Raw genomic sequence first — 14,109 nt, 5'->3', positions numbered from 1 at the left:
TGAGGGTTAAGTAACGGCAAATAATTTAGAAAGCCACATGGATAGTGGCAATAGCGCTGCAATTATAAAAGCCAAAATCAGGGCGTCGAAAGTTACCGCCCATGCGGCATCCATCAAGATAAGCGAAATTACGCCAGCTTTTACTGCCCTTCCGATATTTTTACCAACAGGCTCTTTTATCGCTTTTAAAAGTGGTCTGAAAATCATAAAGGTAAAAGGAACCAGAAACAGCAACGACAATAGCAACCTTTCGTTTACAAAAGCAAAATAAGCAATCGCACAGATCACGGTTGCGTACAGAAAGGCGGCCAGGTATAAGTTTTTAGCACGGCCTCCGTGTACTTCGCCACGGCTGGTCATGGTGATGGAAAAAATATAAATTACCGGAATAATAGCCAGATAATGATTGTGAAGCATTTGAGGCACAATACTCAAACCCAGCAACAGGTTAAACCCGCGGCACAGGCCCATATTTAACGGTCCGAAAAAAGAATAGTGTTTGCCAAATTTATTATAAAACAAAGCAAAAACGGCCACCAAAAGAGCCAGTACGCCTGATGTTAAACTATTTAAAGCAGCCAAAGCAATTCCGGCAAAAAGTAATATACTTCCTAATATGGTTGCATGTTGTAAGCTGATTATCCCACTGGGGATGACCCGTTCCGGGCGTTCTATTTTATCCAGGTCGGCATCAAAAACATCGTTAAAAACGATTCCTCCTCCATATAAACAGGCTGTTGATGCCGTCAAAAACACAATGGATAACCATGGGATGGAAACTCCATTGTTTAAAACATCAGAAATGGCAATTCCTGCTAAAATATCGGCTATTGAAGTCACAATATTGGCAGGGCGCATCATGCGCAGATAGATAATTATTCTTTTCAATACTTTAACTAATGATGATCGACGATTTATCTGTTCTTGGCTGTTGTCCGCCACGCAAGATGGTATTTCCTTCAAATTTCACGGTAAGATCTATCTGTGCGTTAAAATCTGTTTCGTTCAGCTGTCCGCTCTGCGCAAAGGCTGTAATTGCATTGCGGTAAGTAACCAACTCAATATCCTGATCGCTTAAACCACGCATTTTCATTAAAGACGCAGTTTTTGGTACCGCTAATGGATCACTGATGCCCCAATCTGCAGCAGAATTTACCATAATCCGCTCTGGGCCATATTGTTTTACAATTTCGACCATCCGTTCGTTACCCATTTTAGTAAACGGATAGATGGTAAATGCAGCCCAGAAGCCTCTATCTAACACCTCTTTTACTGTTTCTTCATTATTATGGTCGATAATTACACTATAAGGATCGAGGCCGTGCTCCAAAGCAATGTCCATGCTGCGTTGTGTACCTTTTTTCTTATCACGATGCGGCGTATGTACCTGTACAGGCAAGCCTGCTTCTTTAGCAAGTTCCAGCTGTAACCGGTAATATTTTTCTTCGGCAGCCGTCTGATCGTCGAAACCGATTTCGCCAATACCAACAACACCTTCTTTATAAACAAACAGCGGCAGGATTTCCATTACCTGTTCGGCCAGACTTTCGTTATTGGCCTCTCTTGAATTAAGACCGATGGTGCAATAATGTTTAATGCCAAACTGAGAAGACCGGAAGCGCTCCCACCCGATCAGGCTACTGTAATAATCTCTAAAACTATCCAGTCCGGTACGTGGCTGCCCCAGCCAAAATGCAGGCTCTATCAAAGCAACAACTCCCGCATCGGCCATTGCCTGGTAATCGTCTGTTGTTCTCGAAGTCATGTGAACATGTGGATCGAAAAACTTCATTCCCTTTACCGCATTGATATCGAAAGCTTCAGGCGCTCCCATCATTGCTTTATCTCTTTGTATTGAACTACTACAACACATATCTTTTTGTTAAATTTTTGTGGGTTAAAATGAATTCCAGTTTAAGCTTCCATCGGCCAGGGCCAGCTTTAGTTCTGGAAAAGTATGGATATAATCTTTTGCCGGTTGATAACCGGACTCTGAAATGGCAAGGGCAATGGCACGTTGCTCAATCTGGTCGTAATGCTGCAAACCAACTTTAAGGGTCTCAAAAATTTCGGCATTGATAAATTTACCAACCAGGCGCCAAAGTTGTGGGTTTACCTTTCGCCCGGCAGCCCAGCGTTCTTTTGCATAATCAATCAACGTTAATGCAAGATCCGGATTGGCCCGTTGATCTAAACCAATAATGGAGCTGATATTTTTTTCGGTAAAGAACGCTTTCAGCACCAATTGGTTCCAGGCAGCTTCATCCAGATTTCCTGAAGGATAGGGATTGTTTTCCATAATCGCCTCCAAAACCGAACCGATATTACTTCTGATTCCTTCAGCACAACGTTTCACCCAAATTTCAGGATGGGCTAAAAACGGCAGGACCGAATACAAGGCAACCGCCTCATTTATTTCTGCGGCCAGGAATAAACGATCAACAGTTGAATAGAATGTATCTTTGTCTTCTGAATTTAAATTGCTGAGCAACCAAACACGGGAAAGCCTGTCAATGGTCCAGTTACCGATATACCCAAAGCCTGCCGCATGAAGTATTTCTTGCTGATCATTGGTCATTGCAACCGGTAACTTTCCTGTTTTACGCGGCAGCATTACAAATACTTTAGCTAACTGCGCCGGTTGGTCTGTAACAAGTATAAATTGTTCTGGCCAATTTTCAGCCACTAAATTGATATTGTTTTTAACAACAGACGCTATTATTTCCTTTACCGCCTTCATATGATCTTCTCTCATAATAAGATAAATTGTATAATGGCATTTATGCGGAAATCCCGGCAGAAATAAAATAGTTGATCAATAGTGCGCCAGCAATAATTAACAGGCCAAAGAATTCCCGCGTTTGCTCGATGTAAGGTTTTGTGGCCTGCATGCTCTGCACGAGACTCTCGCGTCTGTACTTGGTCATCCAATCCCTTACACCATCTTTTGCAAAGAAGAGGATGATGGCATAAATTAAATAGAAAGCAGTTAAAAACAGATAAGCGAAAGGATAAAATTTACCCGCAGCTGCCAATCCGCAGCAAATAGCAGCACTCAAATAAATAGACACCCAAAGAAAGGCATCGTTATCATTTAAATTTACATAGGCAAAGCCTAAAAATGAGATGCAAAAAATAATGTTGAGAATAATTAAAAGCATTTTAAATTATTTGGTTATTAGATATACTAAATCGATTTTTCGATTTTTTAGTTGAAAAACAAAGTTATTTAAACAGAATGCTTTTTTTGCTTAAAATATGTAAATTATATACTGCTATAAAATTTTTTTTTGATTAACTTTTTAATCTCCAAAAACGAGTTTTAAGATATTCGCAAGTACCGGATTATGGTCATCGGCCCGCCAGTTAATCAATATATCGGTTTTAAAGGGCAAGGGAATAAAACGTAAGCCAGGACTTTGATGGTGCATATAAGAATCAGGCAAAATGGCTATTCCCAGGCCTTTCCTAACAAGGGCGATAATTGTAGATCCAAATTCGGAATGGAGATATACATCCGGAACAAAATCGTAAGATTTAAAAAGCGCCTGAATAATTTCGCTGTAACTACTGCCTTCATCCTTCGTAGGTAGTATAAACTTTTGTGCTTTAAGGCCTTCTGTAGATAAATCCTCAAATTTTGTAAAAGGATGTTCTAACGGCACCACCAAAGCCAGATGATCGGAGTATATTTTTTTTGATTTAATCCCCTGCTCACTGGTAATATCTCTCGTGATGGCCAGATCAATCTTATAATTTTTTAAAAAATCGAGTTGATTTTCATATAAAACCTGCACCAGCTTAATTTGAAGCTGTGGAAATGCCTGCGTAATCTTCGCCAAAATATCGGGCATGATAGAAGCCGATATGGAATCGGGATGTGCAATGGTAATGGTTCCACGTTCACCTAAATGGATCTGTTTGGCAAACTGATGGATATATTCGAGTTCATTTAATTCGACTTCCCACTTCTCTCTTAAGAATTTACCCGCTGGAGTGAGCTTTACATTCCGTTTGTTGCGTTCGAAAAGCTGCAAACCCAATTCATTTTCGAGCGACTGAATTTGCCTGGTGAGGGCAGACTGTGTGATATTTACCTTTTCTGCCGTTTTCCAATAATGAAGTTGTTCTGCCAGGGCCAGAAAATACTTGATTCGCTGAAGATCCATTAATGCAAAATACGCATTAATAAATGAAAAAATAGCATTTTATTACACTTAAAGAGTTATTACATTCGTGCCATGGAGCAGATCATAATTGAAAGGGCAACAGCAGCTGATCTTAAAAAATTACAAGAGATTGGCAGGACAACATTTTCTGAAGCTTTTGCGGAGGTAAACAGTGAGGAAAACATGAAAGACTACCTCGAAAAAGGATTTTCGGAAGAAAAATTGAAAGGAGAACTGAATAATCAGGATTCTCAGTTTTATTTCGCGCTGCTTAATGGAAAAGCAATAGGCTATTTAAAGATCAACATGGGGCAAGCGCAAACCGAAAAATTAAACCTTGATGCACTTGAAATTGAGCGGATTTACCTTTTGAAAGCATTTTACGGTCAAAATGTTGGTCAGTTGCTTTATCAAAAAGCTATTGATATTGCGCTTTACATGCAAGCCAGTTATGTATGGCTAGGTGTATGGGAAGAAAATCACAGGGCTTTACGGTTTTACAAAAAAAATGGCTTTACCCCTTTCGGCAAACATAAGTTTTTGCTTGGAGATGATGAGCAAACAGATTTGATGATGAAAAAAGTATTGGTCAACGATAATGAATTAAAAGTATCTTAATGGAAAAAAGAACTCTTTTTCTGATTTTACTGATTCTGGGTACCGCATTCTGGGGAATTTCCTTTTCTGTTACCAAACTTGCTATCGGGCAGTACCAACCTGTTCTGTTTTTGTTCTACCGTTTTTTACTCGCCACAATGGTATTATCGGTTATTTTTTGGAAACAGGTAAAAAATCTCAATGCCACCACTATAAAAAGAGGCGCTGGTTTGGCTATTCCGCTGGTACTGGGCATTTATTTGCAAACACTTGGTATTACACATACCTCAGCATCGCAATGTTCATTTGTTGCCGGAATAACCGTTGTAATGATTCCGGTAATCAAACTTATTATTTACAGAAAAGCTGCTGCACTCAAAATATGGATTGCCGCATGCACCGCGTTGATTGGTCTTTTTGTAATCTCTATTACTGATAAATTCAGTATCGGAACCGGCGATTTATACACCATTATCGGTGCTTTTTGTTTCGCCATATATTTAATCCAGATTGAAAAGGAATCGAAGGCCTACGATATTGTGCCCACCATTGTGCCTATGTTTGCTACTTGCGCCGTATTAACTTTTGTATTAACGTTTATTCAGGGAAACGTCACCTGGATTCCTCAGCAAGAAACATTTTGGATTGGGATTATTTTTTGCGCATTATTTTCAACGGCCTACATGTACACGATATCGAATATTTCTCAAAAATACATTAGTGCCGAAAGGGTATCCATCATCTATCTTTTCGAACCCATTTTCGGGGCTTTTGCCGCACACTTTATTTTGGGTGAAGCAATTACATCAAGGTTATTGATTGGAGGGGGAATGATATTTTTAGCCACACTGATTTCTGAACTTAAGTGGAGAATGCCAGGTCAAATGGCAATATCAAGCCTATCAAAGTGGAAAAAGGATTAAGCCTGTTTTTGATGACAGGTAAATGATCGATATATTAGTGAAATGGAAGCCATTATACTGAACAGATCGCAGGCACGGAAAATCATTTTACACGCGGCAGGACTCTCAAAAAAAGCACAGTTTGGAAATGAGATTGATGCAGTTTACAGGGTTATCAACCATTTGGGCTACATACAGTTAGATACCAACTATGTGGTTGAACGTGCCCATCATCATGCCATGTTTGCCCGTGTACCTGATTACCAAACAGAATGGCTTGCAGAACTTGGTGAACAGGGTGATATTTTTGAATACTTCACCTCTGACGCCGGGTTTATGCCCATGCGCGATTTTCGCTTTTCATTACCTGTTAAAAAGGCGTTTGAAACACGGGGTACTTCCCTTACGAAACGGGAATCGGATTTAATGAACCAGATTTTAGATCAGGTTGAACGTGAAGGATCAGTAATGGTCGGCGATTTTGAGAACGACCGTACAGAGGCTAGTTCGGGCTGGTGGGATTGGCGGCCTGCAAAGGTGGCGCTGGAAAAACTTTATCTGGAAGGCAAACTGATGATCAGCCGCAATAGCGCTTTCCAAAAAATTTACCACCTGCCTTTGGATGTAGTGCCCCTTGATATCGATCAAACCATGCCGACAGATGAAGATTATGCACGTTATGTTATCAAACGCACCCTCGGTGCACTGGGAATTTCTTCTGTAAAAGAAATGACCTGGCGTTCCCGCCGTGTAAAAGGTAACCTGGTAAAAAAAGAACTGGAAAAGATGCTTCAGTCAGGAGAAGTTAAAACGGTAATTGTAAATGGAGTGAAAGGACCATTATATATGCTTTCGGACACCGATATTAATATTGGTATAGCAGATGAGGTTTTCATTCTTTCCCCTTTCGATACCCTGAATGTATTTCGCGCCCGTTTAAAGGATTTTTTCGACTTTGATTATCAGATTGAATGTTTTGTACCGGCTCCAAAACGAAAATTTGGTTATTTCTCACTCCCGATTCTGTCTGGAGAGAGATTTATTGCAAGGATGGACACTAAAGCAGACCGCAAACAGAAAACATTAATCGTCCATAATCTCCATTTTGAGCCGGTTGAAATTGATGAAAAAACTATTGATAAGTTTATCCAAAATTTAAAGGAGTTTATCCTGTTCAATAAATGCCAGGATGTGATCTTTAAAAAATCAAATAATAATGAATTGCTGAGATCAATCAGTAAAGAATTTTCTGATCATTAAATGCATCAATATGATTTTGGTTAATGCCTTATTGTGTTTATAGACAAGAATAAATTAAATATCAATTAATATTAATTCACCAGGAATATAAGATGATATACCTTTATTCCCAGTGAATTTGACTTAATATAAAATTGGTAAACAGGGCAGACGTTTTGGATTGTAAACCCTTAATTATGTAGGCTTATTTAAATTTAAGATTTAAAGAAACAATATTGGAAACCAAACTTGTTGACCTTGAATAATGTCCATATCGCAATTCCAGCATATTGAGTCTTTGCCAGCCAAAAACACCTTTCGGCGGAGCAAAACGAATACCTGCGCCATAAAAATCACTGGTGAGTGTAGATAGGTCATAATCGCTGGTAAAATATTGTTCCGATGGCGAATGCTGGCCATAAGCGGAAAAGTATTTGGTTCCCACCTGGTTATTATAACGATAGAAAGGGCTTATAGAAAAGAATGAATTGATCTTTACCGGTATTTCAAGCTCTGCTGTATGCGCCCTGATTCCCCAGTTATCCATATAATAACGGTAAAAAGTACGGATCACAAAACGATCGTCCAAAAAGTAATTCATCCGCAGTCCGATAGGAAGTTTGTAACGCTTATCGGGTAAAGTTTCCGATCGCAGCGAGCCATCGGTAAAATAATCGCGCTGGTATTTAGTGGCCAGCAAACCCTTCTGATAGGATGGCTCCAGGATCAATGAGGCCTGGAATTTCTGGGAGATCACCTGTGACAGCGAAAAGGATGCACTGAAAGAATTCCTCGGTGCAGTATCATATTGTTCGTGCCCCTTGCCGGCATTGCCCGTTCGCAGTTCTATCGGCAGGATGACCGTCCACTGATCTAAAAATGCCTGAAGTTTAAAGTCAAACTGGGTATTTTTATCTTTTGATAAACGGGTTAAATTAAAGGCTGCTCCCATTGATTGGTAATCGAATTCTGTTGAATAAGATCCTGTGAAACCAAAGGAATTTCCTGTTTCTTCATTGGAGTGTGTCCAGTTTAAAGAAGGATAAATACGGGTATCGGCCGAAGATGCTGAAGAAATGGTACTTGGATCGATCTTATCAGACGAAGCGGAAGTATAATGATCTACCCCAAGCTCGAAAAGAAAAGTATTTTTTCTGCCCCTTTTATTGAATTTAGACATCTGCAGGTCAATCGTATTTGCAAAATCGCTCAGTTTCTCAGTACCAATACCGCCAGTAACAGCAGAATTATTCCCGTTCTGATGATAATAGGCTGAAACCAGGTTAATTTCGTCGATTTTGAGTTTTCGAGACTGATACCTACTGCTATCTACTTTTGCGGGTGCTGGTCTGGTTTGCGCATAAGTGCTTAAGATACCGAAGTACATAAAAAGCACATGAAGATATATTTTTCTCATTTCTGCAGCTAATTAATTACAACCACAACCACCACCGCTTTTGCCTCCATTGGCACCAGATGCACCTTCACGGTACAGCTGGAAACTCTGCTCAAATTTTTGAGCCTTCCTGGCCGAAAGGATCATATCTGCATCATTAATTTTATTTTTTTGATAAGGCTTTACGCTGCTACATGCGCTAAGCATGCTGCCCAGCGAAATCGCGGTAACCATCGAAAGGAAAAATGTTCTTGAAATTTTCATATTATATCACATTAATATTGTTTGAGGTATATACCCGATCATTATCGTCGATAACAATACAGGCCACTTGCTTAATCTGGTTAATCAGCTCCAGCCCTATTTTTACGCCCATCACTACAACTGGTGTAGCTAAGGCATCAGCAAGTTCAGCACTTGGGCAGATGATACTCACACTTTTTACGCTGCTTACCGGCAGTCCGGTTTTGGGATCTATGGTATGGGAATAGCGTTTGCCATTAATCGTCACAAATTTTTCGTAACTACCAGAAGTGGCAATCGCCATATCACTGATTTTTAGTGCAGAAAAAGGTCTGTCGGTTTGTTCGGGGTCTGCAATACCTACTGTCCATGGATGGCCACTGGCTTGAGTACCCCAGGTAATCAGATCTCCTGCTGCATTTACAATCCCGCTTTTGATACCCAGTTTCTGCAGCACCAACTTTGCCTTATCGGCAGCGTAGCCTTTTCCAATTCCACCAAAACCGATACGCATGCCTTTATTTTTGAGCAGAACAGTTGACTTTTTTTTGTCTATTATTACATTTCGATAATCAATCAGTCCGACAGATTTTAGTGCAGTTTCTTCGTCAGGAAGGCTGGTCATACCCTGATCAAAATTCCAGAGTCTTTTATCTATAGAGCCATAGGTAATATCAAAAGCCCCATCGGTAATTTCTGAGATCCTGACAGACCGCTCAATAAGGCTAATCACTTCCTCATCTACTTTTACTGGGCTTAAACCAGCACGCCCGTTGATCAGGCTGGTTTGGCTGAGATCGCTGAAAGTAGTGAGCAAATATTCTATCCTTCGCACTTCATCTATTGCGGCATCTATCGCTGCATTACCCTCCTGCTCATGCTCAGCAATCACAGTAAACTCAAACCGGTTTCCCATGAGTTTTAGTATCCGGTTTACAGAAACATATTTGGTCATTAAAGCTTATTTTTTTAGTTTATCAATTTCAGAAACGAAATCCTGCGGACTTTCACCAGGAAATCCATCCCAGCTTTTGAGCACCTTTCCATTTTCATCAACCAAAACGGTAAAAGGGAACTTACCATCTTTGTTATATACCTCTGCTAATGCTTCGTTGAGTTTAATTTGTTCCTTAGGAAGTTGATTTTTCTTCTGCCTTGGAAAATCTGCCCTTACCAATAAAAGATTGGCAGCGGCATATTGTTCAAAGCTTTCGGATTCTAAAATCTCTTTGCGCAGGCGGATACACGGACCGCACCAATCGGATCCGGAAAAATTGATGAGGATCTGTTTATGTGTGGCTTTAGCCTGTTTCTGCGCTTCAGTAAAGTTTCCCATCCATGATGCCGGAATAGCGAACAACCCGATTAGGGCGACAAAAAGTAGTTTCATAATTTTTAAGAATAAACTTTTAAGGTAATACCCGTAAGCTGGGTATTATAAATGGTTAAGGAGTGTGAAGCCGGACCATTGGTTACGACTCCATTTTAAGAAAAGGTTGCGCTGTGGTTAGGACAGTAAAAACGGCTGTTTACAGATTGATAAGTGAGGGGATAACTTTCATGAGTACATGATCGCTGCACGGCAATATAAGCCCCTTCCTTTGTTTTGGCTACAATAACCCCATTCGACACTAATGAGCCGCCGTTGCTTAACAGTGCCGCATTGGCTGCCAGGCTTAAATCAAGTGTAAAATTTACACCAGTTGGGCTTGTGGTATCTGTAGAACTACTGCCATCAGTCTTTTTGCAACCGATACAGCTGATGAGTGCAAAGGCCGCAGCACTCATCCCGATGCTGTTAAGAAAATCTTTTCTGTCCATGTTCCTTTTATAGTTAAAATGAGCAATGCAATAAAATATTCAGTCAATATCCTGATGGATAGCCCTTCGTTACCGACGGGGATAAACTGAATAAAATCGTGTAAAAAATTCTATCTATAAAAAGTTTTTAGGGTTCCGTTGGCTTTGGCTATCCTTTCATCGGGGAATAAGAATAAAACCGATTGCTTGTAACAAAACTATAGACAAAGTCTGAAGACATTCTGAAGTTTTGAATAAAAATCTGTTAAATATTTGTTAATGATGAACCTAAGGAGCGAAAAATAAAAATACAACCTAAGTGATCAGTCTTGCGATCAGAAATGCCGCTCCTGCAGCAATCAAACCTATTGCAGTCACTTTTAACGCACCTTTTATTGGTGGCTGTCCGGTTACCTTACTTTTAAAATAGCCAAATACGAAAAGGCAGATGGTGGTCAGCAATGCAGAAAGTATCAACCCATCCTGCGGTTTTGAGGTAAAAAAATAAGCTGATAAGGGCAGCATACCACCAACACAGTAAGAAAATCCTATGGTAAGCGCGCTGTTTCTCGCCCTGTTGACATCCGGTTTCTCCAGCCCAAGTTCAAACTTCATCATAAAATCTACCCAGTGGTCTTTATTTTTACACATCTGATCTACAATAAGTTGCTGTGCTTTGTTATCCAGTCCGTATTCCGCAAAAATTTCCTTTACCTCTTCTTTTTCCTTTTCGGGTACATTTTCTACTTCGAGGTATTCCCTTTTCAGTTCACTTTCATAGTGCTCCTGCTCTGTTTTTCCCGCCAGGTAACCGCCTAGCCCCATAGCAATGCAGCCAGCAATAATCTCGGCAATGCCGGCGGTAATGATAATCGAATTGCTGCTTACAGCGGCGCTCAGGCCAGCGGCAAGTGCAAATGGAACGGTAAGCCCATCACTCATGCCGATAACGATATCAGAAATAAATGCTGAGCTTTTTAAATGTTGTTCATGATGAAACTTACTCATATGTTTAGCTTTATGTTAAATTGAATACCCATCATCTTAATTTTCTCCACCATTAATCATATCCGAAACAATTCCCTTTCCATCCTTCCGCTCAGCAAGGAAAACTCCTGACAGGTGAATAACAATAAAACCCAGAATCAGGTACATGCAGAAACCATGAAATTCTTTTATACTGTGGTTAATGTTCTGCGGGATGCCAGTATAATCTTCAAAAGCCAATAACAGGCCGGTAACCACCATAATCAAAAGCAGTAGATAAAAAATGATGTAAAGTCCTTTCGCTACCAGTTCGTGCTTTGCAGTTTCGCGTTCCTTTTTTAAGATAAAATATGCATGGTAAGCTTTTTTAAGCTTGGGAAAGAGTCTTTTTGCAGGAGGTAGAAAAAATTCAGCTATTAACCTGAACAGAAAAAGTGCAGCTAGGGCATAGCCAAAATAGCTATGTATTGCCCATACCTGATCTTCAAGGCCATGGGTAACTGCTCCGGCCTGCTTGTCACTTACAGCTGCCCCGGCATTAATCAGTTCATTTTTCACAAAGCTGCGCTGAGAGCGGTCAAAAAGCATGGAGTTGATCAGCACGGTGAGTAGTGAACCGGAAATGATGACGAAATTTAACCAGTGCCAGAAACGTATGGAAGAGGCGTATTTCTTCCCCTTTTTGACTGCTCCGATTTCTTTATTGGTATGTTCGATAATAGCCATATGTTTTATTGATGGTTAAATGTAATGGTAAAGGTGTGCAGGTCCTGATAATAGGAATAATTAAGTTGGTAACGTTGCCGGTTGCAGATCTGTTTCAGTATGGCAAGCCCTAGCCCTGTACCTTCTGAGGCATTATCCTTATAAAAACGGTCAAATATTTTTTCAGGATCAAGCGCTTTATTGTGCCCGGTATTGGCAAATACTATTTTATCTACATCCAAAGTGATTTCAATTTTACCACCATCGTAATTATGCCTGATCACATTACTGAAAAGATTATTAATCAGTATTTCAAGTAAGCTTCGGCTTGTAGAAATAGTTACATCGGCTAGAGTGGTTTCCACGGTGATATTGCGCTCCGTAATAAGTTCCTGGAAGTAAACCTGTTTTTCTTCAATAAGCGATTTCAGGTTAACCTTTTCCTCATCCTGCAATAAATTATTATCAATTTTAAACAAAAGCAGTAGGGATTGATTAAGCCTGGTCAAACGGGAGGTTGCCTTATACAGTTCAACTAGTGTTTCGCCATCCTCCTTACCAAGCACATTAGACTGGAGCATATTATCAAGCTTCGAATTAATTACAGCCAGGGGCGTCATCATTTCATGAGAAGCATTTTCAGTGAAAAGCTTGATTTCGTGATAATCAGATTTCACCTTCCCTGAAAGTGCTACCAAAACCTCGTTTAATTGCCTGAATTCTGCCACCGGCATTTCTACAGGCTCGTACGGCCGCTCATGATTAATATTGAATGCCGTAATATTCTTTAAGAGTTGCTCAAAAGGGGTCCAGATTTTTTTAAGCAAAATCCTGTTTATCAAAAGCACCAGTGCAAAAAGCATCATCACCGGAATGAGGATAATGAGGCAGATGTTTCTGATCTGCTCCTGCCGTTCAAATTTCGAAGCAATGACCAAAACCTGGTAAGGCTGTCCAACCAGTTCGAATTCAGTCTTAAGGTATCTGGCGGTTTCTTTCCTGTGCTTAACCGGATTATAGAATACGGTATCGGCATAGCTACTGGAAGGATTAACTTTTTCTACCTTTTTATACTGAACAATAAGATCCTCAAATTCATGCGGCTGGTAGAAATTGCCTTTTGCCGAATATTCCTTCACCTCCATTACCTCTTCCACCAGGTCATGGTCAATCTGTCGGTCGAGATAATAGACAAGCATCCGGTAAAAAAGAAATCCGATTAGCAGCAGTCCGGAAAGACTAATGACTACCAATATTCTGTTATATCTGGTAAATAACTTCATACTTCTGTGAATTTATAACCAATACCATATACCGACTGAAAGTAATCCCTGCTTCCGGCATCGGTAAGTTTTTTCCTGATGTTCTTGATATGGGTATAGATGAAATCAAAACTGTCGGCCATGTCCGAATCATCGCCCCAGATGTGCTCGACCGCCGCAGATTTCGAGATTACTTTACCTTTATTGGAAACAAAATATAATAGCAGATCAAATTCTTTTTTGGTCATGTAAAGCACCTTTCCATTTACAAGCACCTCCTTTGCATCCAGATCTATCCTGATTTCGTTAAATTCAATATGCCTTTCGCCATGAGCACTTTTGCGGCGAACAACGGCCAGTATTCTGGCATTTAGCTCCGAGAGGTGAAAGGGCTTGATTAAGTAATCATCAGCACCGAGACTCAAACCCTCAATCTTTTGGTTTATGGAATTTCGCGCTGATATGATGATCACCCCCTCGTTCCTGCTCATGCGTTTAAGGTAGTTCAGTATCTGAAGCCCCTCACCATCGGGAAGCGTAAGATCAAGCAAAATGCAGTCGTATTCATATGCACCAAGTCTTTCCAATGCCTGAATATAGGTTGAGGCCATACTGCACAAATTGCCTTCTGACAGGAGGTATTGTGCTATACTGCGCTGCAGACCAGGTTCGTCTTCGATAATGAGAATCTTCATGATACGCAAATATGGTATAAGATACTGAAGACATCTTGAAGTTTGATACAAAAACAAAATGATAGAGACTAATTAACCTTGATACATGGTCTTATACGGGTTCTTACTTCTGAC

17 protein-coding genes are annotated in these 14,109 nt (G+C 40.2%); 3 read left to right on the top strand and 14 right to left on the bottom strand.

The window, feature by feature from the left end; genetic code table 11:
* Positions 1–6: 6 nt before the first annotated feature.
* The 5 genes from eboC to IM793_RS22365 form a co-directional block, all read right to left on the bottom strand.
* Positions 7–888 carry a UbiA-like protein EboC gene (eboC, locus tag IM793_RS22385; protein ID WP_227256356.1) on the bottom strand — a complete coding sequence of 294 codons (882 nt, stop codon included), beginning with the start codon at positions 886–888 and terminating at the stop codon, positions 7–9.
* A 4-nt stretch (positions 889–892) separates the two neighbouring features.
* Positions 893–1,873, bottom strand: coding sequence for a TatD family hydrolase (locus IM793_RS22380; protein ID WP_193425298.1), 981 nt, complete (start codon positions 1,871–1,873; stop codon positions 893–895).
* A 24-nt stretch (positions 1,874–1,897) separates the two neighbouring features.
* On the bottom strand, positions 1,898–2,755 hold the full coding sequence (locus IM793_RS22375) for an EboA domain-containing protein (RefSeq protein ID WP_193425295.1): 858 nt from the start codon (positions 2,753–2,755) through the stop codon (positions 1,898–1,900).
* 25 nt (positions 2,756–2,780) lie between these two features.
* Complete coding sequence (locus tag IM793_RS22370) at positions 2,781–3,161, bottom strand: transmembrane 220 family protein (protein WP_193425292.1); 381 nt, start codon at positions 3,159–3,161, stop codon at positions 2,781–2,783.
* A 141-nt stretch (positions 3,162–3,302) separates the two neighbouring features.
* A complete protein-coding gene (locus IM793_RS22365; protein WP_193425289.1) occupies positions 3,303–4,169 on the bottom strand; it encodes a LysR family transcriptional regulator in 867 nt (288 codons plus the stop codon).
* Between the two features lie 72 nt (positions 4,170–4,241).
* On the opposite strand from IM793_RS22365, the gene IM793_RS22360 reads away from it, so the two are divergent.
* Genes IM793_RS22360 through IM793_RS22350 form a run of 3 tightly spaced genes read left to right on the top strand, consistent with a single transcriptional unit; the run spans position 4,242 to position 6,928 of the window.
* The gene (locus IM793_RS22360) at positions 4,242–4,787 is read left to right on the top strand and encodes a GNAT family N-acetyltransferase (RefSeq protein WP_193425286.1); all 546 of its coding nucleotides are present in this window, start codon (positions 4,242–4,244) and stop codon (positions 4,785–4,787) included.
* Positions 4,787–5,689 (top strand): DMT family transporter, encoded by a 903-nt coding sequence (locus tag IM793_RS22355; protein ID WP_193425284.1) that lies wholly within the window; start codon positions 4,787–4,789, stop codon positions 5,687–5,689. The genes IM793_RS22360 and IM793_RS22355 overlap by 1 nt, the downstream gene beginning before the upstream one ends.
* Positions 5,690–5,731: 42 nt before the next feature.
* Complete coding sequence (locus IM793_RS22350) at positions 5,732–6,928, top strand: winged helix-turn-helix domain-containing protein (RefSeq protein ID WP_193425281.1); 1,197 nt, start codon at positions 5,732–5,734, stop codon at positions 6,926–6,928.
* A 184-nt stretch (positions 6,929–7,112) separates the two neighbouring features.
* Here IM793_RS22350 and IM793_RS22345 read toward each other — a convergent pair whose 3' ends face one another.
* The 9 genes from IM793_RS22345 to IM793_RS22305 form a co-directional block, all read right to left on the bottom strand.
* Complete coding sequence (locus IM793_RS22345) at positions 7,113–8,087, bottom strand: DUF3570 domain-containing protein (protein WP_370629848.1); 975 nt, start codon at positions 8,085–8,087, stop codon at positions 7,113–7,115.
* Between the two features lie 249 nt (positions 8,088–8,336).
* A complete protein-coding gene (locus IM793_RS22340; protein WP_193425276.1) occupies positions 8,337–8,567 on the bottom strand; it encodes a DUF4266 domain-containing protein in 231 nt (76 codons plus the stop codon).
* A 1-nt stretch (position 8,568) separates the two neighbouring features.
* Positions 8,569–9,501 (bottom strand): FAD:protein FMN transferase, encoded by a 933-nt coding sequence (locus IM793_RS22335; RefSeq protein ID WP_193425273.1) that lies wholly within the window; start codon positions 9,499–9,501, stop codon positions 8,569–8,571.
* A gap of 6 nt (positions 9,502–9,507) precedes the next feature.
* Complete coding sequence (locus IM793_RS22330) at positions 9,508–9,936, bottom strand: thioredoxin family protein (protein WP_193425270.1); 429 nt, start codon at positions 9,934–9,936, stop codon at positions 9,508–9,510.
* A 95-nt stretch (positions 9,937–10,031) separates the two neighbouring features.
* The gene (locus tag IM793_RS22325; protein ID WP_227256355.1) at positions 10,032–10,367 is read right to left on the bottom strand and encodes a Rieske 2Fe-2S domain-containing protein; all 336 of its coding nucleotides are present in this window, start codon (positions 10,365–10,367) and stop codon (positions 10,032–10,034) included.
* A gap of 294 nt (positions 10,368–10,661) precedes the next feature.
* Positions 10,662–11,354 (bottom strand): VIT1/CCC1 transporter family protein, encoded by a 693-nt coding sequence (locus tag IM793_RS22320; protein WP_193425267.1) that lies wholly within the window; start codon positions 11,352–11,354, stop codon positions 10,662–10,664.
* Between the two features lie 36 nt (positions 11,355–11,390).
* The gene (locus tag IM793_RS22315; RefSeq protein ID WP_193425265.1) at positions 11,391–12,059 is read right to left on the bottom strand and encodes a cytochrome b/b6 domain-containing protein; all 669 of its coding nucleotides are present in this window, start codon (positions 12,057–12,059) and stop codon (positions 11,391–11,393) included.
* A gap of 5 nt (positions 12,060–12,064) precedes the next feature.
* Positions 12,065–13,321 carry a HAMP domain-containing sensor histidine kinase gene (locus IM793_RS22310; protein WP_227256354.1) on the bottom strand — a complete coding sequence of 419 codons (1,257 nt, stop codon included), beginning with the start codon at positions 13,319–13,321 and terminating at the stop codon, positions 12,065–12,067.
* Positions 13,318–13,995 carry a response regulator transcription factor gene (locus IM793_RS22305; protein ID WP_193425261.1) on the bottom strand — a complete coding sequence of 226 codons (678 nt, stop codon included), beginning with the start codon at positions 13,993–13,995 and terminating at the stop codon, positions 13,318–13,320. Before IM793_RS22305 ends, IM793_RS22310 begins: the two co-directional genes overlap by 4 nt.
* Between the last annotated feature and the right edge of the window lie 114 nt (positions 13,996–14,109).

Origin of the sequence: Pedobacter sp. MR2016-19 (genome assembly GCF_014947265.1) — a bacterium.
Taxonomy (GTDB): Bacteria; Bacteroidota; Bacteroidia; order Sphingobacteriales; family Sphingobacteriaceae; genus Pedobacter.
Note: the sequence above shows the minus strand (reverse complement) of the source record. Positions and strands in the feature narration are given on the sequence as shown.

Coding starts and splice junctions, on each gene's coding strand:
- IM793_RS22380 (WP_193425298.1), bottom strand. CDS start 1,873: ATGTGTTGTAGTAGTTCAATACAAAGAGATAAAGCAATGATGGGAGCG.
- IM793_RS22375 (WP_193425295.1), bottom strand. CDS start 2,755: ATGAGAGAAGATCATATGAAGGCGGTAAAGGAAATAATAGCGTCTGTT.
- IM793_RS22370 (WP_193425292.1), bottom strand. CDS start 3,161: ATGCTTTTAATTATTCTCAACATTATTTTTTGCATCTCATTTTTAGGC.
- IM793_RS22365 (WP_193425289.1), bottom strand. CDS start 4,169: ATGGATCTTCAGCGAATCAAGTATTTTCTGGCCCTGGCAGAACAACTT.
- IM793_RS22360 (WP_193425286.1), top strand. CDS start 4,242: ATGGAGCAGATCATAATTGAAAGGGCAACAGCAGCTGATCTTAAAAAA.
- IM793_RS22355 (WP_193425284.1), top strand. CDS start 4,787: ATGGAAAAAAGAACTCTTTTTCTGATTTTACTGATTCTGGGTACCGCA.
- IM793_RS22350 (WP_193425281.1), top strand. CDS start 5,732: ATGGAAGCCATTATACTGAACAGATCGCAGGCACGGAAAATCATTTTA.
- IM793_RS22345 (WP_370629848.1), bottom strand. CDS start 8,087: ATGTCTAAATTCAATAAAAGGGGCAGAAAAAATACTTTTCTTTTCGAG.
- IM793_RS22340 (WP_193425276.1), bottom strand. CDS start 8,567: ATGAAAATTTCAAGAACATTTTTCCTTTCGATGGTTACCGCGATTTCG.
- IM793_RS22335 (WP_193425273.1), bottom strand. CDS start 9,501: ATGACCAAATATGTTTCTGTAAACCGGATACTAAAACTCATGGGAAAC.
- IM793_RS22330 (WP_193425270.1), bottom strand. CDS start 9,936: ATGAAACTACTTTTTGTCGCCCTAATCGGGTTGTTCGCTATTCCGGCA.
- IM793_RS22325 (WP_227256355.1), bottom strand. CDS start 10,367: ATGGACAGAAAAGATTTTCTTAACAGCATCGGGATGAGTGCTGCGGCC.
- IM793_RS22320 (WP_193425267.1), bottom strand. CDS start 11,354: ATGAGTAAGTTTCATCATGAACAACATTTAAAAAGCTCAGCATTTATT.
- IM793_RS22315 (WP_193425265.1), bottom strand. CDS start 12,059: ATGGCTATTATCGAACATACCAATAAAGAAATCGGAGCAGTCAAAAAG.
- IM793_RS22310 (WP_227256354.1), bottom strand. CDS start 13,321: ATGAAGTTATTTACCAGATATAACAGAATATTGGTAGTCATTAGTCTT.
- IM793_RS22305 (WP_193425261.1), bottom strand. CDS start 13,995: ATGAAGATTCTCATTATCGAAGACGAACCTGGTCTGCAGCGCAGTATA.